Here is a 19,898-nt window from a genome sequence, read left to right as displayed (position 1 = left end):
GGCTGTGGATGGAAAAGACCTGCGAACGGGGTCTACCCGTTGTCGAGCGCCTGGAGCGCGTCCTCGACGAGGTCCTGTGGTTCCTCCAGGCCGATGGAGAAGCGTACCGCGCCCGGGGAGATGCCCGCGGCTCCCAGCTCCGTCTCGTTCATGGTGCGGTGGGTGGTGGTGGCCACGTGCCCGGCGAGGGTGTGGGTCCCGCCGAGGGAGGGCGCGATGGTGCTGAGCCGCAGCCGGTCGGCGAAGGCCATGCCGGCGTCCCGGCCGCCCTCGGGGTGGACGGTGACGACACCGCCGCAGCGCCCGTGGTCGAAGAGCTTGCCGGCGAGCGCGTGCTGGGGGTGGGAGGGCAGCGACGGGTGGTCGACGCGCTCGACGGCGGGGTGGTCCTCGAGGGCGGCGGCGAAGGCCGCGGCGGACTCGCTCTGGCGTGCCACACGCAGCGGCAGGGTCTCCAGACCGCGGTGGAGCATGTAGGCCTCGTCCGGGGCCAGGCAGGGGCCCAGGTCCACGCGGGCGGCGCGGACGCGGTCGATGAGGGCGGGTCCGGCCACAGCGACACCGCCGGTGGTGTCGCTGTGGCCGCCGATGTACTTGGTGGCCGAGTGCACGACGACGTCGGCGCCGAACTCCATGGGACGGCAGATCGCCGGGGAGGCGAAGGTGGAGTCGACCACGAGCGAGGCCCCGGCCTCGTGCGCGATCTGCGCGAGCACGGGCAGGTCGGAGACGGTCATCGTGGGGTTGGACAGCGTCTCGGTGAAGACCACACGCGTCTCGGGGCGCACGGCGGCGCGGACGGCGTCCGGGTCGGTGGCGTCGACGAAGTCGGTGCTGACCCCGAATCGGCGCAGCAGCCCGTCCAGGAGCGAGTAGGTGTTGCCATAGATGGAACGCGCGGCGACGACGTGGGCACCGGCCTCGGTGAGCGCCATGAGAACGGTGCTGAGGGCGCCCATCCCGGAGGAGAAGGACTGGCCGTGCACCGGTTCGCCGAGGCCGGCGCCCTCCAGGGCCGCGACCGCCGACGCGAAGGCGTCCACGGTGGGGCTGTCGATGCGGGCGTAGGAGTACCCGCCCTGGGCCCCCGACATCACGTCCGCGAACTCCTGGGAGGTGTCGAACGCGTACGTGGTGGCCCGGTACACGGGCATCCGCAGCGGGCGTTCGGCGGGGACGGGGGCCTCCGGAAGGGACAGCGCACGGGTGTTCTCCCCGGCGCGGCCGGTCCCTGGTGTGTGTGGCATGGTGCTCGCTCTCAGGCCTGCGTGAGCCCGGCCTCAGACCCCGTAGCGTTCCGGTTTGGTGCTTCGGGACATGAAGCCGACCAGCGCTTCGGCCGGGCTCAGGTCGTGGTGCATCATCTTGACGACGGACTCGGTGATCGGCATGTCGACCCCGTGGGCCCATCCGAGCCCGAGGACGGACTCGGAGGACTTGACCCCTTCCGCGGTCTGTTTCGTCTGTGCGACGACCTCGTCGAGGGTCATACCGGTGCCCAGTTTCTCACCGAAGGTCCGATTGCGCGAGAGAGGGGAGGAACACGTCGCCACGAGGTCCCCCATGCCGGCCAGGCCGGACAGCGTGTGCTCGTCGGCGCCCAGCGCCACCGCCAGGCGGGTGGTCTCGGCCAGGCCGCGGGTGATGAGCGAGGCCTTGGTGTTGTCCTTGAAACCCATGCCCTCGGCCACGCCCACGGCCAGCGCGATGACGTTCTTCATGGCGCCACCGACCTCCACGCCCACCAGGTCGGTGCTGGTGTAGGGGCGGAAGTAGGTGGACTTGAACAGCTTCTGCAGCCGGACCGCGGTCACCTCGTGCGGACAGGCGACCACGGCCGTCGCGGGCTGGCGCTCGGCGATCTCGCGGGCCAGGTTGGGGCCCGACACCACGGCGACCCGTTCGGAGGAGCACTCCAGGACCTCGGAGATGATCTCGCTGACCCGCATGCGCGTGCCGAGCTCGACCCCCTTCATGAGGCTGACCACGACCGTGTCCTCCCGCAGGTGCGGCTTCCACGCGGCGAGGTTGTCGCGCAACGACTGCGAGGGCACGGCCAGGACCACCACGTCGGCACCGGCGACGGCCCCGGAGGCGTCGGTGGTGGCGCGCAAGCGGGGGTTGAGCGCGAGCCCGGGGAAGTAGTCCGGGTTCTCGTGCTTGTCGTTGACCGCGTCCACGACGGAGGAGCGGCGCCCCCACAGCACGACGTCGACGGACGGCCTTGCGGGGTCCTCCTCGCGCGCCAGGTCGGCAGCGTCGGCGATGACGTTGGCGAACACCGTCCCCCAGGAGCCTGCTCCCAGGACCGCGATCCGCACGTTGTCGGGTTCCATGGCTTCCTAGGCCTCCGCGTCGTTCTTGCCCTGGGGGGTACCGCCCCCGGTGTCCTGCCCGTTCTCCGCGCGCTCGGCGGCCTCGCGTTCGGCCTTGCGTTCGGCCTTGCGCGCCTTCTTCATGTCGAAGGGTTCGGCGGGGGGCTCCTCACCGCGGATGTCGGCCTGCAGGGCGGTGATGTCGGCCATGATCGCGTCGGTGGCCTCCTGCAGGACCGTAGCGGTCAGAGGCCGCTCGCGGAGATGGTCCAGGTCCACGGGCGGCCCGGCCTTGAAGTACACACGCTTGCGCGGGGGCAGCAGGCGGGGCTTCTTCTGGCCGTAGGGCAGCAGCTGCTGCTCGCCCCAGTGCGCGACGGGCACGACCGGGACCCCGGTCGACAGGGCGATGCGTGCCACGCCGGTCTTGGCGGTCATGGGCCACAGGTTCGGGTCGCGGGTGCAGGTGCCCTCGGGATAGAAGATGACCGACGAGTCGTCGCGGGTGAGGGCCTTCTCCGCCTCCTCCAGCGCCTTGACGGCGTCGGTGGTGCCGCGCTTGATGGGGATCTGGCCGGTGGCCCTGGCGACCGAACGCACCACGGGGATCTTCATGACCGAGTCCTTCATGGTGAAGGTGGGCCAGCGGCGGGCACCGATGTAGAGGAAGTGCGCGACCGTGAGCGGGTCGAGCACGGACAGATGATTGGTCGCGATGATCGCCCCGCGCTGTTCGGGGACGTTCTCGGCGCCCTTCCAGTCGGGCTTGTAGACCAGCCACAGGGTCGCCCGGACGATCCGAGACACGACCCACTTCACCCAGGCTGATTCTCGATTCTTGGCCACGGGACTCCTCTTGATCCATCGATCCCGACCCTGGTCGGGCCGCAAGCACAACCTACGCATTCTAGGGCGTGTTCGGTGGACGCCTCCCGTCGCGAACCGTCCCGAGCTGCACACTCGCAGCACCGGTCCGAGCACGTGCGCGAGGAGCACACCCACCGACACACCCAGGGCCCCCGCGCCGCGCCGGCCCCGACCGCCTACCCTCGTGTCCACCGTCGTCGCCGACCCCCGGGGGAGACCGTGACCGGCCATGGAGAACGAGGCGAACAGACGCGCGGGGCGCGCTGGTCCCTGATCGTCCCAGTCAAGCATCTCGCCCGTGCGAAGTCGCGCCTGGCCCGTGCCGCAGGCCCCTGCCGGGCCGAGCTGGCACTGGCGATCGCCTGCGACACGGTGGCCGCGGCACTGGAGTGCGCGGCCGTGGAACGTGTGCTCGCGGTCACCGGCGACCCCCGTGCGGGGGCGGCCCTGGAGAGCCTGGGGGCGTACGTGGTCGCCGGCGAGCCCGGGACCGGCCTCAACCCGGCGCTGGAGCACGGAGAAGCGGCCGCAGGGCCCCTGACGGCGGGGGCGGGCCTGTGTGCGCTCTCCGCCGACCTGCCGGCGCTGCGGCCCACCGAGCTCGCGGCGGCCCTGGAGGCGGCTCAGCGGTACGGGCGTTCGTTCCTGGCCGACTCCCCCGGGGTGGGCACGACACTGTTGGCGGCGACGGCGGGCTCGCGTCTGCGCCCGGCGTTCGAGGGGGCCTCCCGCGCCCGCCACCTGCGTTCAGGGGCACGGGAACTGCTGGTGGCCGGGGTGGGATCGGTGCGCAGGGACGTCGACACCCCTCAGGACCTGCGGTCCGCCCGTGAGTTGGGCGTGGGCCCGCGTACGGAGCGGCTGCTGGAGGGGATGGAGGGTCACCTCCGGCCGGGTGCGCACAAGCCCGGACACAACTGCGCCCGGGTCCCCTCGTGGGGTGACCCGGGCGGTGGTAGTCCTTCGCCGTTGAGCGGAGAGACTACTTCTTGTCCCCGTTGACCAGAGCCTTGAAATCGGCACCGGCACGGAACTTCGGCACGAAGCTGGCCGGAACGTCGATCGTGGCGCCGGTGGCGGGGTTCCGCGCCGTACGTGCAGCGCGCTCGGACTTCTCGAAAACACCGAAGCCGGTGATGGCGACCTTGTCGCCAGAGGCCACGGTGGTCTGAATGGTCTCGAGCACAGCGTTGACCGCTTCGGTCGCGGTCTTCTTGTCTCCGAGACGATCGGAGATCGCGTCGATCAGGTCACGCTTGTTCATAAGGTTCCTCCGGTTCCCCCTTGCTCGCACGAAATTAGGGGAAGCAGAGGCCTTTACACAAATACAAACGCCCCGGGAGAAGGCGTGTCGAGGCCTTCCCGACCTGCACGGTCACTCCCTGTTGACAGTGGAACGCACCCGGTGCCCTCACCGGAGGACCCCCTTTTATGCCCTTCTGGGGACCTCAAATGCCTACGTATAACCGGATTCCGGGCTCCCGGGAGTGCGAACCCGAGGACTTTGAAGTGGTGACCGGTTACTCACCCCAAGTAAAGGTAAAATCTTTTGAGGAGCGGCGTGCCGTGGCTCACAGAGCGCACGATCCCCGCATCAGGAGGTGATCCAGCACCCGACNGTTTCCTCACCATGTGTGACCACTGCCGGAGCGACGACGGGGCGCCGCCGGAGCAGTACTCCGGCAACGCCCCGCGGACCTTCGGACGGGTCAGAGGGTGACCGGCGCCCAGGACTTGCGCCCGGCCTCGAACTCGGCGATCTCGTCGGTGTGGCGCAGGGTCAGGGCGATGTCGTCCAGGCCCTCCAACAGGCGCCAACGCGTGTAGTCGTCCAGTTCGAAGGACTCGTGCACGCCGGGGGCCCGCACCTCGCGCTCGACCAGGTCGACGGTGATCTCGGTGGCCGGGTCCTCCTCCACGGTCCTCCACAGGTGGTCGATGACCTCCTGCGGTAGCAGCACGGTCAGCAGGCCGCCCTTGAGGGAGTTCCCGCGGAAGATGTCGGCGAAGCGGGGTGAGAGCACGACCCGGAAGCCGTAGTCCTGCAGGGCCCACACGGCGTGCTCCCGAGAGGAGCCGGTGCCGAAGTCGGGGCCCGCGATCAGAACGGTGGACCCCTCGTACTCGGGGCGGTTGAGGACGAAGTCGTCCTCCTTGCGCCACTCCGCGAACAGGCCGTCCTCGAACCCGGTGCGGCTGACGCGCTTGAGGTAGACGGCGGGGATGATCTGGTCCGTGTCGACGTTGCTCGCGCGCAGCGGCATCGCCCGACCGGTGTGGACGTCGAACTTGTCCATGTCGATGGTCTCCTGTCGGTTCTGGGGCCTGCGCTCGGCGGCCCTCGCTTCGGCCCGAGGCGAGGAAGGCCCGAAAGGCGCGTTCTTCGGTCTACTCGGCCAGGTCGGAGGGCGAGGACAACGTCCCGCGCACCGCGGTGGCGGCGGCGACCAGGGGCGAGACCAGGTGGGTGCGCCCGCCCCGGCCCTGGCGGCCCTCGAAGTTGCGGTTGGAGGTCGATGCGCTGCGCTCACCGGGGGCGAGCTGGTCGGGGTTCATCCCCAGACACATGGAACAGCCGGCCTCGCGCCACTCGGCCCCGGCCTCCTCGAAGACGGCCCCCAGGCCCTCCTCGTTGGCCTGCTCCTTGACCCGCATCGAGCCGGGCACGACGAGCATGCGCACGCCGTCGGCGACCTTGTGCCCGCGCACGATCTCCGCGGCCGCGCGCAGGTCCTCGATGCGGCCGTTGGTGCAGGAACCGAGGAAGACGGTGTCCACGGCCACCTCGCGCATGGGCGTTCCGGCCTTCAGGTCCATGTAGTTCAGGGCCTTCTCGGCGGCGGCACGCGCGGAGGGGTCCTCGTAGGAGGCCGGGTCGGGTACGGAGGCGTCCAGCGGCACGCCCTGCCCCGGATTGGTGCCCCAGGTGACGAAGGGGCTGATCTCGTCCGCGTGCAGGACGACCTCGGTGTCGAACTCGGCCCCCTCGTCGGTGGTCAGGCTCTTCCAGTACTCGACGGCCTCGTCGAAGTCGGCGCCCTGCGGGGCGTGCGAACGGCCCCGGATGTAGTCGAAGGTGGTCCGATCGGGCGCGATCATGCCCGCGCGGGCACCGGCCTCGATGGACATGTTGCACACGGTCATCCGGGCTTCCATCGACAGCGACTCGATGGCCTCGCCGCGGTACTCGATGACATACCCCTGGCCGCCGCCGGTGCCGATACGGGCGATGACGGCGAGGATGATGTCCTTGGCGGTCACCCCCGGACCGAGCTGCCCGTCCACGGTCACGGCCATGGTCTTGAAAGGTTCCATGGGCAGGGTCTGGGTGGCCAGCACGTGCTCGACCTGGCTGGTGCCGATACCGAAGGCCAGCGCGCCGAAGGCCCCGTGGGTGCTGGTGTGGCTGTCGCCGCAGACCACGGTCATCCCGGGCTGGGTGAGACCGAGCTGGGGACCGACCACGTGCACGACGCCCTGGTCGATGTCGCCCATGGGGTGCAGACGCACGCCGAAGTCCGAGCAATTCTTGCGCAGTGTCTCGACCTGCTTGCGCGAGACCGGATCGGCGATGGGCGCGAGGAGGTTCTGCGTGGGGACGTTGTGGTCCTCGGTGGCGATGGTGAGGTCGGGACGGCGCACGGAGCGGCCGGCCAGACGCAGCCCCTCGAAGGCCTGCGGGCTGGTCACCTCGTGCACGAGGTGGAGGTCGATGTAGAGCAGGTCGGGCTCACCGTCGGCACGTCGGACGACGTGCTCCTCCCAGACCTTCTCGGCCATCGTGCGTGCCATGGTCGGTCGCCTCTCTCGCGGATCGGTTTCGCGGCTGCTCCTGTCGGGGCCACCTCGAGTACTGGAGGCCTGACTTGCGTTTCATATTCCGAGACGGCAATATCAAGCCATGGACAACTCTAGCTCATCCAGCGGCGTCGGTGTCCTGGACAAGACGATGTCCGTCCTCGACGCACTGGAGTCGGGGCCCGCATCCCTGGCCCAGCTGGTACAGATCACCGGCCTGGCCCGCCCGACCGCCCACCGCCTGGCCGTGGCACTGGAGCGCCACCGCATGGTCACACGCGACAGCCAAGGGCGATTTGTCCTGGGCCCGCGCCTGGGCGAGCTCTCCATCGCCACCGGCGAGGACCGCCTGCTCGCGGTCGCCGCCCCCGTCCTGGTCCAGCTGCGCGACCTGACCGGGGAGAGCGCCCAGCTCTACCGCCGCCAGGGCGATCTGCGCGTGTGCGTCTCCGCCTCCGAACGCAGCAGCGGCCTGCGCGACACCGTGCCCGTGGGCAGTGAGCTGCCCATGAACGCCGGGTCGGCCGCCCAGGTGCTGCTGGCATGGGAGGACTCCGACCGGATCCGCCGCTCTCTGGTGGGCGCGCGCTTCACCGCCGCGAGCCTGGCCCAGGTACGCCGGCGACGGTGGTCCCAGAGCGTCGCCGAACGCGAGCAGGGCGTGGCATCGGTCTCGGCCCCCGTGTCCGGCCCCGGCGGCCGGGTGATCGCCGCCGTGTCGGTCTCGGGTCCCATCGAACGCCTGACCCGCTCCCCCGGCCGCATGCACTCGCAGGCCGTGATGTCGGCCGCGGAGAAGATCAGCGAGTCGCTGCACAGCTACGAGGGCGCACACTGATCACCGCCACCTGAACCCATCTCCGCCATCGCCGGGGCGGCCTCGACGCGGGGCCGCCCCGGCGCCGTGTCGAGGGCCCTTCGCCAGGGCCTCCGGTGACACTCCGTGACAGCGGAACTGCATTCAACCCCCGGAGGCCTCCAGGGAAATCCGAACGCGAAGGTTCGTTCCTTTTTTTCATTTTATCGCGCCTATTGTGCAACGCCCTTCTTTCTCTCGGACAGAACGCACGAAGCACGCCCCAGGAGACACACCTGCGACGCCGATCAACACTTCCCGCCATTGCTCGTCCGGTCTCACCGCGCGGGAGGGGTCGGCACATCTGATCGCCGGTGCGGATCGGGCCGGCTCGAGTGGACCGGCCCGGCGGGGCACGCGGCCGACCGCAGACACAAAAAAGGCCCCGTCCGATGGACGGAGCCTGCGTTGGTACCCCCGAGCGGATTCGAACCGCCGTTACCGCCTTGAGAGGGCGGCGTCCTGGGCCACTAGACGACGGGGGCCCTGAGTTCACCGTGTGACGACCAAGAAGCCGTCATACCCGGCCGAACCGGACATCGGCGCCATGCGCCGACGGAGCAAGAAAGCTCTCACGCCGTGAGAGCCACCCTTGCTTTGTACCCCCGAGCGGATTCGAACCGCCGTTACCGCCTTGAGAGGGCGGCGTCCTGGGCCACTAGACGACGGGGGCGTCATATGGAGCCGTGAGCTCCTCGTTCACATCACTCGGACTCGTCCGTGCGACGGAACTTGCTGGGGTACCAGGACTCGAACCTAGACTAAGTGAACCAGAATCACTCGTGCTGCCGATTACACCATACCCCAGTGCTTTCGAAGGGCCGGTCCGCTCTCCGCTTCCCTGTCCCCCTCGGCGACGTCCTCAACTCTAGCGGACTTTCGGAGTGCTCGCGAACTGAAGCCGGGGAGGCCGGTTGTGGTCCCGGCCACCCCGTACCGATCAGTTCCCGGAGGGGCCCTCCTCGGCCTCCTCAGCACGCGCTTTCGCCAGAGCCGCGGCCACACGCGCGACGGTGCGCTCGCGGCCCAGGAGCTCCAGGGACTCGAACAGCGGCAGGCCCACGGTCCGTCCCGTCACGGCCACCCGCACGGGCGCCTGCGCCTTGCCGAGCTTCAGGTCCAGCCCCGCGCCGGCCTCCTCCGTCGCTGCCTTGAGGGTGTCGGTGTCCCAGGACAGCGACTCGTCGGAGAAACGCTCCAGAGCGGCCTCGAGCATCGGCGTACCGATACCGGGCTTCATCGCCTTCTTCCAGCTCTTGTCCTCCATCTCGGGCTCGTCGAGGAAGAGGAAGTCGACGTTGGGCACGATCTCCGAGAGCACGGCCACACGGCTCTGCGCGAGCGGGGCCACCCGGGCGAAGACCTCCCGGTCGAAGTTCTCGGCGGGCCAGGGGGCCTCCTCACCGGTCGCCCCCAGCCACGGCTCGCAGCGCTCGATGAAGTCGGCGGTCTCCAGGGAGCGGATGTAGTCGCCGTTGAACGCGCGCAGCTTCTTCTCGTCGAAGAAGGCGCTGGAGCTGTTGACGTCGGCGATGTCGAAGAGCGGCACCATCTCCGGCCACGGCATGATCTCGCGGTCGTCACCGGGCGCCCAGCCCAGCAGCATGAGGTAGTTGACCATCGCCTCCGGGAGGAAACCCTCCTCCTGGTAGGACTCCAGGGCGACCTTGTCCCGGCGCTTGGACAGCTTCTTGCGCTGCTCGTTGACGATGACGGGCAGATGCGCCCACACCGGCGGCTGCAACCCCAGCGCCTCCCACAGCAGCTGCTGCTTGGGTGCGTTGGACAGGTGCTCCTCACCGCGGATGACGTGCGTGATGCGCATCTCGACGTCGTCGACGACGTTGGCGAGCACGAACAGCGGGCTGCCGTCGGCACGTGCGATCACGAAGTCCTCGATGGAGGCGTGGTCGAACTCCACCCGGCCGCGGATGCGGTCGTCGACGACGGTGGGCCCCTCGTCCGGCACACGGAACCGCAGCGCCCGGCCCGGGCCCGGTTCCAGGCCGCGGTCGCGGCAGAAACCGTCGTAGCCCAGGTTCGGGTTGTCGCGCCGCTCCTGGACCTGCTCACGGGTGCAGTCGCAGTAGTATGCGCGCCCCTTGGTGTGGAGTTCCTGGGCGGTCTCACGGTGTTTGCCGGCGTACTCGGACTGGAAGTAGGGGCCCTCGAAGGCCGGGTCCTCGGCGCTGATGCCCAACCAGGACATGGCACGCACGATGCCGTCGGTCCATTCGGGTTTGTTGCGGGCGGCGTCGGTGTCCTCCACACGCAGCACCATCCGGCCTTCGGGACTCTGCTGGGCAAGGGCCCAGTTGAAGAGCGCGGACCGGGCTCCACCGACGTGGAACATGCCCGTGGGGGACGGAGCGAAGCGGGTACGAATCGAAGTCTCAGTCACGGGCCCCAGGGTATCCGCGGTCCCCGGTCACCTGGGGTGTCCCGTGTCAGGGGGAGATCGGCAGCGGGCGCGGATAGCCCGGCCCGATCTCGTAACCGCGGGAGAGGACATCGGCGAAGGCCGCGGCGATCTTGAGCTCGCCGTCGGCGTTGGGGTGGGTGCCGTCGTAGGTGTCGGCAGCGGCCTCCCACTTCTCCTTGTTGGCCACGTCGAGGCTGATGACGGGTGAGGCCTGGGTGGACATGTCCTGGGCCACCTCCCGCACGAGCTCGTTGTAGGCGTACACACGCAAAGCGAAGCCCTCGTCGGAGTCGGCGAGCGCGATCGGCACCACCTCCGCCAGCACCACCCGCAGGTTCGGGTTGCCCGAACGCGCGGCCTCGACGTATCCGCGCAGGTTCTGCTCCATCTCCTCCATGGAGACCGGCCACAACAGGTCGTTGACGCCGAGCATGGCGCACAGCACGTCCGGCCGGTGGGTGCCTACCTCCTCCCCGATGGAAACAGAGGCCTCGCGCAGGGTGCGGCCCCACAGGGCGTTGTGCTCCTGGTCGAAGTCGGGATCCTCGTACTCGGCCTCGCCGGGAAGGGCACTGCCGGGCCGGCGGGGGCCGCCGGTTTCCTCCTCGGGGGACGGGGCTTCCTCCTCGGAGCCCGCGCCGTCGGTGGGCGAGGGGGCCCCGGTGGATCCGGGCGCGGGGGTGGCGGGGTCCTCCCCCTCGGTGGTGGGCACCGGCAGGATCATGTCCGAGGACGCGGGATCGCTGTAGGGGCCCACGAACTCGAGACCGTCCACGTGCGGGGACAAATGGTTCCACAGGTGGTAACGCCAGGTGCGGTCGCCGTCGGCGCCCTGGGTCATGGAGTCGCCGGAGAGCATGATCCGCCTGGGTTCGCGCACGGGGCGTTCCTCCGTTTCGTTCTGGGGGGCGCCGGTGTCGGCGCTGGTCGTCGCCCAGTAACCGACGGCGCCGACGATCAGCAGAACCAGGGCGATGGCTCCACCGACCAGGAAAGGACCGGGGCGGCGCTGGAATCCGCTCATCTGTGTGGGTGGGTGCCCGCCTCGTGTGCAAGGCGTGGGGGACGGCACCCGTCTCCTTTCTCGGTTGCCCTCGGGTGGACGTACACCGGTCGGAGGAGGTCCCGTGCGGCGGGGGCCGCGGAAGGCCGGAGGTACGGGGCGGCCGCGACGGACCGCCCCGCCCCCGTGCGTCAGTCGCGGGAGACCACACGGTTGTCGATGGCTCCCAGACCCTCGATCGAGACCGAGACCTCCTGCCCCTCACGGACCGGACCCACGCCGGCGGGGGTACCGGTGAGCACCACATCGCCGGGCAGCAGGGTCATGAAGGACGACACGTGGGAGACGATCTCCGGGATGTCGTGGATGAGCTGCGAGGTGCGCCCCTCCTGCTTGACCTCGCCGTCGACCGTGGTGGTCAGGGCGAGGTCCTGGGCCTCCTCGATGCTCAGCCCCGTGGTGATCCACGGGCCCAGCGGGCAGAAGGAATCGAACCCCTTGGCACGAGTCCACTGCTTGTCCTTCTTCTGCAGGTCGCGGGCGGTGACGTCGTTGGCGACGGTGTAACCGAAGACGACGTCCTTGACCCGCTCTCTGGGCACCTCGCGGCACGGGCGGGCGATGACGATGGCGAGTTCGCCCTCGTAGTCGACCTGCTCGGAGACCGAGGGATGGAAAATGGGGTCCTGCGGACCCGTCACGGCGGTGGAAGGTTTGAGGAAGACGACCGGCTCGTCGGTGGACTCCCCAGTGACGTTCTTCATCTCTTCGACGTGGTCGGTGTAGTTCTTGCCGACGCAGACCACCTTGGTGGGCAGCACCGGCGACAACAGCCGGACGTCGGCGAGCTTGGCGCGTTCCCCCGCCAATTTGACCTCACCCAGCAAGGGGTGACCGCTCAGACGGGAGACGTAGTCCTCCCCCGTGTCCGAATCGGCCTCCACCAGGCCGAAACCGACGTCGTCCCCAGACGCGAAGCGTGCGATGCGCACCCGTTGCCTCCCCAGTTGATCGCTTGCTGTTGCAGGGTATCCGGGCGAGGGGGGCCGAACGCGAGGGCACCCGGTTCCGTCCTGGTCCGCGGGCAGTGCGTCCTGACCGTGATTCGGGCGTACCTCTGGCATGCTGGGACCCGTCGTCCTACGTCGAGAGGCCCACGCACGTGCCCACCAAGCGCCCCAGGCACCGCCGCCGACGCCGCTGTCCCACGGGGATCGCTCTCGGCCTGTGCATCGTCTCCGGGGCCGCCATCGTGCTGATGGTCAGCGTTCCGGAGGACTCCGACGATCCCCCGATGGCGGACTCCTCCAGCTCGCCCGCGAGCGACGGTGTCCCCGAAGACGATCGACGGCACGAAGCCGAGCCCGATGAGCAGGGCTCGTCGACGACGGCGCCGGAGGAGGACGAGGAGAACCCGCTCCTGCGCTCCATCGAGGAAGAGGTCGACACCGCCGACGGCGACATCGAGACGCTCCCCGGAGAGAGCGAGGTCATGGGCGACGGCCCGCTGACCACCTTCGCCGTCGAGATGGAGCAGGGTCTGCCCGGTGCGGACGAGGACTTCGCCGAAGCGGTCGAGGTGATTCTCGGCGACCCCCGCAGCTGGGGGGAGGACGGCGAACGTTCCCTGCAACGCGTCGGCGACACCGACGACGCCGACGTCCGTGTGCTGCTGGCGGCCCCCGACACCGTCGACGACCTGTGCGCCCCGCTGAGCACCAACGGCTACGTCTCCTGCGCCCAGGGGGACCGGGCCATCATCAACCAGAACCGGTGGGTGGCCGGCGTCGACCACTTCGACGGCGACCTGGAGACCTACCGCATCTACCTCATCAACCACGAGGTGGGGCACACCTTCGGCCACGGCCACGTGGACTGCCCCGGGGAGGGCGAGCTCGCCCCGGTCATGCAGCAGCAGACCCTCGGCCTGCAGGGGTGCGAACCCAGTGGGTGGGTCGACCCCGGCGAGTGACCCCGATCCCCCATCCGTGCGGCCGTGTGCGATTGCTGCTGGCCCGGGAAGCGTATGACAGGCCTGGAAAACGCATGGCAGGACCGGAAAGCGCAGCACAGGCTCGGGAAGCGCAGGCCGACAGAAGCGGGATCCACATGCGCAACTTCCTCCCTGAGGCGGTTCGGGCCACCTCGAGGTCTCCTCGCCCGTCTTGGACCTGGGGTGTTGTTCAGGGCTGGTTTTCTGGAATACGGGCGGATGGTTTGGTTTCCTGGAACGGGTTCGGGCACGTGGGGATCGGCAGTCGGGGTTTCTCGTGGTACCGGGGGTGGTGGTTCGCCGGGGCCGGGATTTCAGCCCGGCCGGACTGAGCTCGACGCTCCGACGAACACCACCCCCCTCAACCGGTCCATGAGCCCCCCGCCCCCGGCACCGTCCGTGCCGCGCCAGAACTCGACCTGCACGGGCGCATGACCCACACGCGCATGGACCCAGATGGCGTGACCGGCCCGGCGCACGGAGCCACCGCACACCGGACCACACCACCGCGCACCGGGCCGGTTCCGGCCGGAGGGTTCAGATCTGGGGATACCCCTGGCGCAGGAGACCGTAGGTGACGGCCTGCTCCAGTGCCACCCAGGAGGCGTCGACGACGTTGGGGCCCGCGCCCACGGTCGTCCACTCCCCCACCCCGTCACTGAAGGTGATGAGGATACGGGTGATGGCGTTGGTGCCCGAGGTGCCTTCGAGGATGCGGACCTTGTAGTCGGTCAGTTCCAGGCCGGCCAGCGCGGTGAAGACGTTCTCCATGGAGTTGCGCAGGGCGCGGTCCAGGGCGTTGACGGGACCGTTGCCCTCGGCGGTGGCGATGATGCGCTCGCCCTTGACGGAGAGCTTCACGGTCGCCTCGGTCAAGCTCTCGTCGGCGCTGTCCGGCAGCCCCGCACCCGAGGAGGGGCGGCGTTCGGTGATGACGCGCCAGGACTCGGTCTCGAAGTAGCTCACGGGGCGGCCCATCTCCTCGAGCATGAGCAGCTCCAGGGAGGCGTCGGCGGCCTCGAAGCTGTATCCGGACAGTTCCAGCTCCTTGACCCGCTCGACGACCCGGCCGGAGAGCGCGCGGTCGTCGGACAGGTCCAGCCCCAGTTCCTGGGCCTTGAGCTCGATGGAGGCGCGCCCGGCCATGTCGGAGACGAGCATGCGCATGCGGTTGCCGACCAGCTCGGGCTCGGTGTGCTGGTACAGGTCCGGGTCGACCTTGATCGCGGAGGCGTGCAACCCGGCCTTGTGCGCGAAGGCGGAGACCCCCACGTAGGGCTGGTGGGTGTCGGGGGCCAGGTTGACCAGGTCGGCGATCGCGTTGGCGACGCGGGTCATCTCCTCCAGGCAGCCCTCGGGCAGCACGTCGCGTTCCTGTTTGAGGGCGAGGGCGCCGACCACGGAGAAGAGGTTGGCGTTGCCCACACGCTCGCCGTAGCCGTTGGCGGTGCACTGCACGTGGGTGGCGCCCGCGTCGACGGCGGCGAGGGTGTTGGCGACCGCGCAGCCGGTGTCGTCCTGGGCGTGGATGCCCAACCGGGCACCGGTGGCTTCCGCGACTTCGGAGACGACGCGGGTGATGTCGGTGGGCAGCATGCCGCCGTTGGTGTCGCACAGGACGACGACGTCGGCCCCGGCGTCGGTGGCGGTGCGGACGACGTCGAGTGCGTGGCCGGGGTCGTGGTGGTAACCGTCGAAGAAGTGCTCGCAGTCGACGAAGACCCGCTGTCCGTGCTCGCGCAGGTGCTCGACGGTGTCGGCGATCATGGCGAGGTTCTCGTCGGAGGTCGTGCGCAGGGCGCGCTCGACGTGTCGGCTGTCGCTCTTGGCGACGAGGGTGACGACCGGGGCGCCGCTGTCACGCAGGGCGGTCACCTGGGGGTCGTCGGCTGCCCGGACACCGGCCCGGCGGGTCGCGCCGAACGCGGTGAGCTGGGCGTGCTTCAGCGTCAGCTCCTGTTGGGCGCGCTGGAAGAACTCGGTGTCCTTGGGGTTGGCCCCCGGCCACCCTCCCTCGATGAAGGCGATCCCGAAGTCGTCGAGCAGCTTCGCGATGGCCAGCTTGTCCGAGACACGGAGGTTGATGCCCTCGCGCTGGGCACCGTCGCGCAGCGTGGTGTCGAAGACGTGGAAACTGTCGTCCCTCATGGGTGGTTCTCCCGAAGGTGGATGCTGTGGTGTGGCCGACCACCCTCGCCAACAAAAAAGACCCCTCGTGGACACGAGAGGTCAGCGCGCCGGCGGGGTCCGAATCGTCAGCCGGCGCGCCTCACGATAATGAGAACCTGAGACGGCATGTTTTCAGTGTGCCACATGCTTTCGGGGTGCCGACCCACCGGAGGCAGGTGTCTCACCTGGTGAAACACGAACCACCCGGGTCCAGCCGTTCCGGGTGGCGGCGGGGCGGCGCTGCGTCCCGGTGCGGTAGGGGCGGCCCGCGCAGGCCGCCCCGTCCCACCGGTTCACTGGAAGCGGGTGATCCACCCGTGCTCGTCGGGGCGCTTGCCGGTCTGCAGGCCGACCAGCTCCTCGCGCAGGCGCATGGTGACCGGTCCGGGCTCACCGTCGCCGATGGCGAACTCGCCCTCGTCGCTCTTGACGAAACCGACCGGGGTGACGACCGCGGCGGTCCCGCACGCGAAGACCTCGGTCATCTCGCCGGATTCGGCGGCGCGGCGCCACTCGTCGATGGACAGCGGTTCCTCCTCCACGGGCAGCCCCAGGTCGGGGGCGAGCGTGAGGAGGGAGTCGCGGGTGATGCCGGGCAGGAGCGTTCCGGTGAGCGGCGGGGTGCGCAGTTTCGCGTTCTCACCCGACCCGAAGACGAACCACAGGTTCATGCCGCCCATCTCCTCGACCCAGCGGTGCTCGCGGGCGTCGAGCCAGACGACCTGGTCGCAGCCCTTCTCGACCGCCTGCGACTGGGCGAGGAAACTCGCTGCGTAGTTGCCGGCGAACTTGGCCGCACCGGTTCCGCCGGGGGCGGCACGGGTGAAGTCCTTGGACAGCCAGACGGTGACGGGCTGGACCCCACCCGTGAAGTAGGAGCCGACCGGCGAGGCGATCAGCAGGAACAGGTAGCTGCGTGAGGGGTTGTTGACCCCGAGCCCGACGTCTGTCGCGATCATGAACGGGCGCAGGTAGAGGCTGAAGTACTCCTTGTCGGGGACCCAGTCGCCGTCGTGCTCCAGCAGCACCTCGATGGACTTGGTGAACAGGTCCTCGGGCAGCGCGGGCATGGCCATGCGCTCGGCGCTGCGGTTGAATCGGGCGGCGTTGGCCTCGGGACGGAAGGAGGAGAGGCTGCCGTCGGGGTGGCGGTAGGCCTTGAGGCCTTCGAAGATCTCCTGGGCGTAGTGGAGGGCGGCGGTGGCCGGATCGAGGGTGAGGGGCCCGTACGGCTCGAGTTTCGCGTCGTGCCAGCCCTGGCCCTCGGTGTAGCGGATGGTGACCATGTGGTCGGTGAACACCTGGCCGAACCCGGGATTCTCCAGCAGCTGGGCCCGCTCCTCCGGGGTCTTCCGGTCGGCGGAGAGCTGGATGTCGAACGTCAACCCGCTTGTGGTGGTGTCGTTGTTCATGTCGTAGGTCCTCTCGGGTGCATCGGGCCGGCAGCGCTACCGGCCTGAGATCTAGTCTGTCGGATGAGCGCACCCGGTGCCAGAGTCGATGTTTCGCGCGACGACCGGTTCAGGGACATACAAAGCATCGACAGGCGCGCTCGCTCTCGGGCGCGCCTGTCGACTTCCACGTCGGTGGCCGTGTGGTGCCGCCGGGCCGCGCCCTGGGTGGGGGCCGGGCGAGTCGTGTGGTTGCCTAGTGCTGCTCGGCTACTCGTGCGGCGAGGTCGTCGCCGATACGGGAGGTGGAACGCTCCTGTTCACCGCGGGTCTTGAGGTCGGCGGCAACGGCGTTCTCGATCTTGCGGGCGGCCTCGGGAACGCCCAGGTGCTCCAGCATGGTGGCGGCCGAGAGCACGGTGGCGGTGGGGTCGGCCTTGCCCTGGCCGGCGATGTCGGGGGCGGAGCCGTGCACGGGCTCGAACATGCTGGGGAAGGTGCGCTCGGGGTTGACGTTCCCGCTCGCGGCGAGGCCGATGCCCCCGGTAATGGCGGCGCCGATGTCGGTGATGATGTCGCCGAAGAGGTTGTCGGTGACGACCACGTCGAAGCGGCCGGGCTGGTTGACGAAGAACATCGATGCGGCGTCGACGTGGCAGTAGTCCACGGACACCTGCGGGTACTCGGTGGCGACCTCCTCGAGTACGCGCTTGTAGAGGTCGCCGGCGAAGGTGAGGACGTTGTCCTTGTGCACCAGGGTCAGCTTCCGGCGGGGGCGCTCGGCCGCCTTGGCGAAGGCGTAACGGATGAGGCGCTCCACGCCCAAGCGGGTGTTGACGCTGTCCTGGGTGGCGATCTCGTTGGGGGTGCCCTTGCGCAGCACTCCGCCGGCGCCCGCGTAGGGGCCCTCGGTTCCCTCGCGCACCACGAGCATGTCGATGTCCTCGGGGGCCACGCCCGCCAGCGGGGTGCTCACGCCGGGGAACAGGCGCACGGGGCGCAGGTTGATGTAGTGGTCGAAGTCGAAGCGGAGCTTGAGCAGCAGCCCGCGCTCCAGGACACCGCTGGGGACGGAGGGGTCGCCGACCGCACCGAGGTAGATGGCCTCCTGCTGGGCGAGCTCGGACTCGACCGACTCGGGCAGGGTCTCACCGGTGCGGTGCCACAGCTCGGCGCCGAGTTCGTACTCGGTGGTCTCGAACGCCAGGTCGTGCTGGGCCGCGACGGTGTCGAGCACCTTGAGGCCCTCGCCGACGACCTCGGGTCCGATCCCGTCACCGGGGACGACGGCCAGTTTCACGGTGCGCGCTGCCATAGGGACTGCCTAACTCGGACTCGACCCCATCTCATTTGATGAGATCCGGAAGAACACTGAATGAGACAACCCTACCGCCTCACCCACGCTCCCGTACCCGGACCCCGCATCCGGCCTGGAGACCGGGCCCGGACGCGACGACCCGCGCCCCGGGAGCCGGGGCGCGGGTCGAATGCGACGGCGTACTCAGTCGCGGCGGTCGATGGCCTCCTGCAAGGCGCGCTGCAGCTCGTCGTCGGCGGGGTGATCGGCCGTCTGGTACATGGCAGTCTCCAGGATCGCGAGGGCACCGGTGCGCACGAAGGGACCGGTGTTGCGTATTGGAAGGACCGCGGAGCCCGGTCCATGGGCGGCGCGGCGCAACGCGGGCGACACTGTCCGCGAACGGGGAGCTCAGCACCTCGGCGGGTTCGGCCGGGGTCGCCCCGGACCTCCGGTTCGAGGCACGTGGGGCGCCGGGCGGCGGCACCGGGCGATCGAGACCGGATGCCGCAGGCTCCTACTGGGACGACAGACTATCGGAGGCCCAACTATGTGACCAGAAGATGACCAGGAAATCTCACCATGCGAGACGATTGGTCGGAAGACGCAGGCCGGGGCAGGGGCAACCCGATTCCCGGCGGGTCCGTGTTCGGCCCGGACCCTCCGACCTCACGGGGCTGCCCCCGCGGTCTCCGTCTGCGCGGCCGGGCCGGTCCCGCGGTCTCCGACCGGCGCCATCGCCCCCCTTTCGACCCGCTCCACGTCGACCGTCCTGCACGGCGTCGGTACCTCCTCCCGAAGGCCTTCGCTCCCGGGCCCGGACGCCCCGGCAAGGGACTCGGCCGCGCGTGACATGCGTTCCATCAGATCGTCCATGCGGGAAGCCACCTCGGCACGGTCATCGGCGGCGAGCTCGCCGCACTCCAGCCCCTGCCCGTCGATGCGCAGGCGCGAGCTCCGCACCTCCCGACGCAGCCGAACCAGGTTCCGGGCCAGATACACGAGCGCCGTCAGAAGGAGTCCGTACACGGACAGTTCCGCCGCCTGCCACGGTCCGATCGATCCGCGGACCACGGGCACGGCCACCGCGGCGAGGCCCGTCAGGAAGAGCGCCGACGACGCCAGGGAAAAATGTGTTCGCAAGAAATGCACGAGTCCTCCTCGTTCCTCTCCCGATCCTTCAGTCAGGACCGGATCCGCGCCCCAGGACGAGCCGTGCCGCGCGCCCGCGCGTGAGTGCACGGATCCGGCGTTCCCAGCGCTGTGCGTCCTCCTTCAGCGCCCTGGACTCACGGCGGGCCTGCCGGGTGCGCTCGTCCCCGTCCCGGGGCCAGGGCGGCGCCTCCTCCACCACCAGGTGCGGTTCCGACACACACGCGGTCCACGGCGGGGCCGTCCCCCCGGCCCCGGCCCCGGTCAGGCGCGCGCGGGCGAGGGCGGCGGTACGTTCCCAGCGCAGCTCACCCCGTTTGCCGCACGGGACGGTCAGGAGCCCGGCCGCGCGCTCGTCCGCGGTGGCCGCCAGGGCGCGGACCGCGTCGGGGACCAGCTCGACGCCGGCCGGAAGCGAGAGGCGGAAGGGCACACCGGGCCCGGGTTCGGGGGTGTGGTCGGCGAGGCACACCCGCGGTTCGTACCGGTAGAGCTCGCGCAGCAGCCGGACGGTCCCGGCGGTGGCACGGTCCCGTGCGTCCCACGGGCCGACGATGGTGAGCAGCAGGTCGGCATCGGTGCTGTTGAGCAGACTGTCCGCGGTGGTGCGTACCTCGTCGACGCTCGCACGGAAG

The 19,898-nt window shown here is 69.7% G+C and carries 16 protein-coding genes, 3 tRNA genes and 1 pseudogene; 3 read left to right on the top strand and 17 right to left on the bottom strand.

Features of this window, described 5'->3' with window-relative positions; translation table 11 throughout:
• Positions 1 to 32 precede the first annotated feature (32 nt).
• From D473_RS0122895 to D473_RS0122885, 3 genes are read right to left on the bottom strand one after another with little or no spacing between them, the layout of a single operon-like run.
• Positions 33 to 1,247 carry a trans-sulfuration enzyme family protein gene (locus D473_RS0122895; protein WP_017611368.1) on the bottom strand — a complete coding sequence of 405 codons (1,215 nt, stop codon included), beginning with the start codon at positions 1,245 to 1,247 and terminating at the stop codon, positions 33 to 35.
• A 33-nt stretch (positions 1,248 to 1,280) separates the two neighbouring features.
• Complete coding sequence (locus tag D473_RS0122890; RefSeq protein ID WP_017611367.1) at positions 1,281 to 2,336, bottom strand: NAD(P)H-dependent glycerol-3-phosphate dehydrogenase; 1,056 nt, start codon at positions 2,334 to 2,336, stop codon at positions 1,281 to 1,283.
• A gap of 6 nt (positions 2,337 to 2,342) precedes the next feature.
• Positions 2,343 to 3,161, bottom strand: a complete 819-nt coding sequence (locus D473_RS0122885) for a lysophospholipid acyltransferase family protein (protein WP_026127228.1) — start codon at positions 3,159 to 3,161, stop codon at positions 2,343 to 2,345.
• Positions 3,162 to 3,401: 240 nt separating this feature from the next.
• Between D473_RS0122885 and cofC the strand changes: the two genes are divergently transcribed.
• Positions 3,402 to 4,184: a 2-phospho-L-lactate guanylyltransferase gene (gene cofC, locus D473_RS25285; protein WP_017611365.1), complete on the top strand. Its 783-nt coding sequence runs from the start codon at positions 3,402 to 3,404 to the stop codon at positions 4,182 to 4,184.
• Here cofC and D473_RS0122875 read toward each other — a convergent pair.
• From D473_RS0122875 to leuC, 3 genes are all read right to left on the bottom strand, one after another.
• The gene (locus tag D473_RS0122875; protein WP_017611364.1) at positions 4,165 to 4,446 is read right to left on the bottom strand and encodes an HU family DNA-binding protein; all 282 of its coding nucleotides are present in this window, start codon (positions 4,444 to 4,446) and stop codon (positions 4,165 to 4,167) included. The two genes, cofC and D473_RS0122875, sit on opposite strands and share 20 nt — an antisense overlap.
• Positions 4,447 to 4,891: 445 nt before the next feature.
• Positions 4,892 to 5,479, bottom strand: a complete 588-nt coding sequence (gene leuD, locus D473_RS0122870; RefSeq protein WP_017611363.1) for a 3-isopropylmalate dehydratase small subunit — start codon at positions 5,477 to 5,479, stop codon at positions 4,892 to 4,894.
• 91 nt (positions 5,480 to 5,570) lie between these two features.
• The gene (gene leuC / locus D473_RS0122865; protein ID WP_017611362.1) at positions 5,571 to 6,974 is read right to left on the bottom strand and encodes a 3-isopropylmalate dehydratase large subunit; all 1,404 of its coding nucleotides are present in this window, start codon (positions 6,972 to 6,974) and stop codon (positions 5,571 to 5,573) included.
• A gap of 157 nt (positions 6,975 to 7,131) precedes the next feature.
• Here leuC and D473_RS0122860 point away from each other — a divergent pair, with 157 nt between their 5' ends.
• A complete protein-coding gene (locus tag D473_RS0122860; RefSeq protein WP_017611361.1) occupies positions 7,132 to 7,818 on the top strand; it encodes an IclR family transcriptional regulator in 687 nt (228 codons plus the stop codon).
• 427 nt (positions 7,819 to 8,245) lie between these two features.
• On the opposite strand, the gene D473_RS0122855 is transcribed toward D473_RS0122860, so the two are convergent.
• From D473_RS0122855 to D473_RS0122830, 6 genes are all read right to left on the bottom strand, one after another.
• A tRNA-Glu gene (locus D473_RS0122855) sits at positions 8,246 to 8,321 on the bottom strand.
• A 115-nt stretch (positions 8,322 to 8,436) separates the two neighbouring features.
• Positions 8,437 to 8,509, bottom strand: a tRNA-Glu gene (locus D473_RS0122850).
• Between the two features lie 62 nt (positions 8,510 to 8,571).
• A tRNA-Gln gene (locus D473_RS0122845) sits at positions 8,572 to 8,643 on the bottom strand.
• Positions 8,644 to 8,776: 133 nt separating this feature from the next.
• A complete protein-coding gene (gene gltX, locus D473_RS0122840) occupies positions 8,777 to 10,237 on the bottom strand; it encodes a glutamate--tRNA ligase (protein ID WP_083918067.1) in 1,461 nt (486 codons plus the stop codon).
• A gap of 46 nt (positions 10,238 to 10,283) precedes the next feature.
• The gene (locus tag D473_RS0122835; protein ID WP_017611359.1) at positions 10,284 to 11,282 is read right to left on the bottom strand and encodes a GDSL-type esterase/lipase family protein; all 999 of its coding nucleotides are present in this window, start codon (positions 11,280 to 11,282) and stop codon (positions 10,284 to 10,286) included.
• A 170-nt stretch (positions 11,283 to 11,452) separates the two neighbouring features.
• Positions 11,453 to 12,253 (bottom strand): fumarylacetoacetate hydrolase family protein, encoded by an 801-nt coding sequence (locus tag D473_RS0122830; protein WP_017611358.1) that lies wholly within the window; start codon positions 12,251 to 12,253, stop codon positions 11,453 to 11,455.
• A gap of 170 nt (positions 12,254 to 12,423) precedes the next feature.
• On the opposite strand from D473_RS0122830, the gene D473_RS0122825 reads away from it, so the two are divergent.
• Positions 12,424 to 13,233, top strand: a complete 810-nt coding sequence (locus D473_RS0122825) for a DUF3152 domain-containing protein (RefSeq protein WP_017611357.1) — start codon at positions 12,424 to 12,426, stop codon at positions 13,231 to 13,233.
• Positions 13,234 to 13,791: 558 nt separating this feature from the next.
• Here D473_RS0122825 and cimA read toward each other — a convergent pair.
• From cimA to D473_RS0122795, 5 genes and pseudogenes are all read right to left on the bottom strand, one after another.
• The gene (gene cimA / locus D473_RS0122820; RefSeq protein WP_017611356.1) at positions 13,792 to 15,402 is read right to left on the bottom strand and encodes a citramalate synthase; all 1,611 of its coding nucleotides are present in this window, start codon (positions 15,400 to 15,402) and stop codon (positions 13,792 to 13,794) included.
• A 314-nt stretch (positions 15,403 to 15,716) separates the two neighbouring features.
• Complete coding sequence (locus D473_RS0122815) at positions 15,717 to 16,835, bottom strand: branched-chain amino acid aminotransferase (RefSeq protein WP_017611355.1); 1,119 nt, start codon at positions 16,833 to 16,835, stop codon at positions 15,717 to 15,719.
• Positions 16,836 to 17,070: 235 nt separating this feature from the next.
• Entirely contained in the window at positions 17,071 to 18,129 is a 1,059-nt protein-coding gene (locus D473_RS0122810; protein WP_017611354.1) for a 3-isopropylmalate dehydrogenase, read from the bottom strand.
• A gap of 651 nt (positions 18,130 to 18,780) precedes the next feature.
• The gene (locus tag D473_RS0122800) at positions 18,781 to 19,263 is read right to left on the bottom strand and encodes a hypothetical protein (RefSeq protein WP_017611352.1); all 483 of its coding nucleotides are present in this window, start codon (positions 19,261 to 19,263) and stop codon (positions 18,781 to 18,783) included.
• 28 nt (positions 19,264 to 19,291) lie between these two features.
• Positions 19,292 to 19,898: pseudogene (locus D473_RS0122795) on the bottom strand (hypothetical protein); the annotation flags it as partial.

Origin of the sequence: Nocardiopsis xinjiangensis YIM 90004 (genome assembly GCF_000341145.1) — a bacterium.
Classification (GTDB): domain Bacteria; phylum Actinomycetota; class Actinomycetes; order Streptosporangiales; family Streptosporangiaceae; genus Nocardiopsis; species Nocardiopsis xinjiangensis.
Note: the sequence above shows the minus strand (reverse complement) of the source record. Positions and strands in the feature narration are given on the sequence as shown.

What these genes read in the sequence shown, in the direction of transcription:
- D473_RS0122895 (WP_017611368.1), bottom strand. Translation starts at nt 1,247, where the DNA reads ATGCCACACACACCAGGGACCGGCCGCGCCGGGGAGAACACCCGTGCG.
- D473_RS0122890 (WP_017611367.1), bottom strand. Translation starts at nt 2,336, where the DNA reads ATGGAACCCGACAACGTGCGGATCGCGGTCCTGGGAGCAGGCTCCTGG.
- D473_RS0122875 (WP_017611364.1), bottom strand. Translation starts at nt 4,446, where the DNA reads ATGAACAAGCGTGACCTGATCGACGCGATCTCCGATCGTCTCGGAGAC.
- leuD (WP_017611363.1), bottom strand. Translation starts at nt 5,479, where the DNA reads ATGGACAAGTTCGACGTCCACACCGGTCGGGCGATGCCGCTGCGCGCG.
- leuC (WP_017611362.1), bottom strand. Translation starts at nt 6,974, where the DNA reads ATGGCACGCACGATGGCCGAGAAGGTCTGGGAGGAGCACGTCGTCCGA.
- D473_RS0122860 (WP_017611361.1), top strand. Translation starts at nt 7,132, where the DNA reads ATGTCCGTCCTCGACGCACTGGAGTCGGGGCCCGCATCCCTGGCCCAG.
- D473_RS0122835 (WP_017611359.1), bottom strand. Translation starts at nt 11,282, where the DNA reads ATGAGCGGATTCCAGCGCCGCCCCGGTCCTTTCCTGGTCGGTGGAGCC.
- cimA (WP_017611356.1), bottom strand. Translation starts at nt 15,402, where the DNA reads ATGAGGGACGACAGTTTCCACGTCTTCGACACCACGCTGCGCGACGGT.
- D473_RS0122815 (WP_017611355.1), bottom strand. Translation starts at nt 16,835, where the DNA reads ATGAACAACGACACCACCACAAGCGGGTTGACGTTCGACATCCAGCTC.
- D473_RS0122810 (WP_017611354.1), bottom strand. Translation starts at nt 18,129, where the DNA reads ATGGCAGCGCGCACCGTGAAACTGGCCGTCGTCCCCGGTGACGGGATC.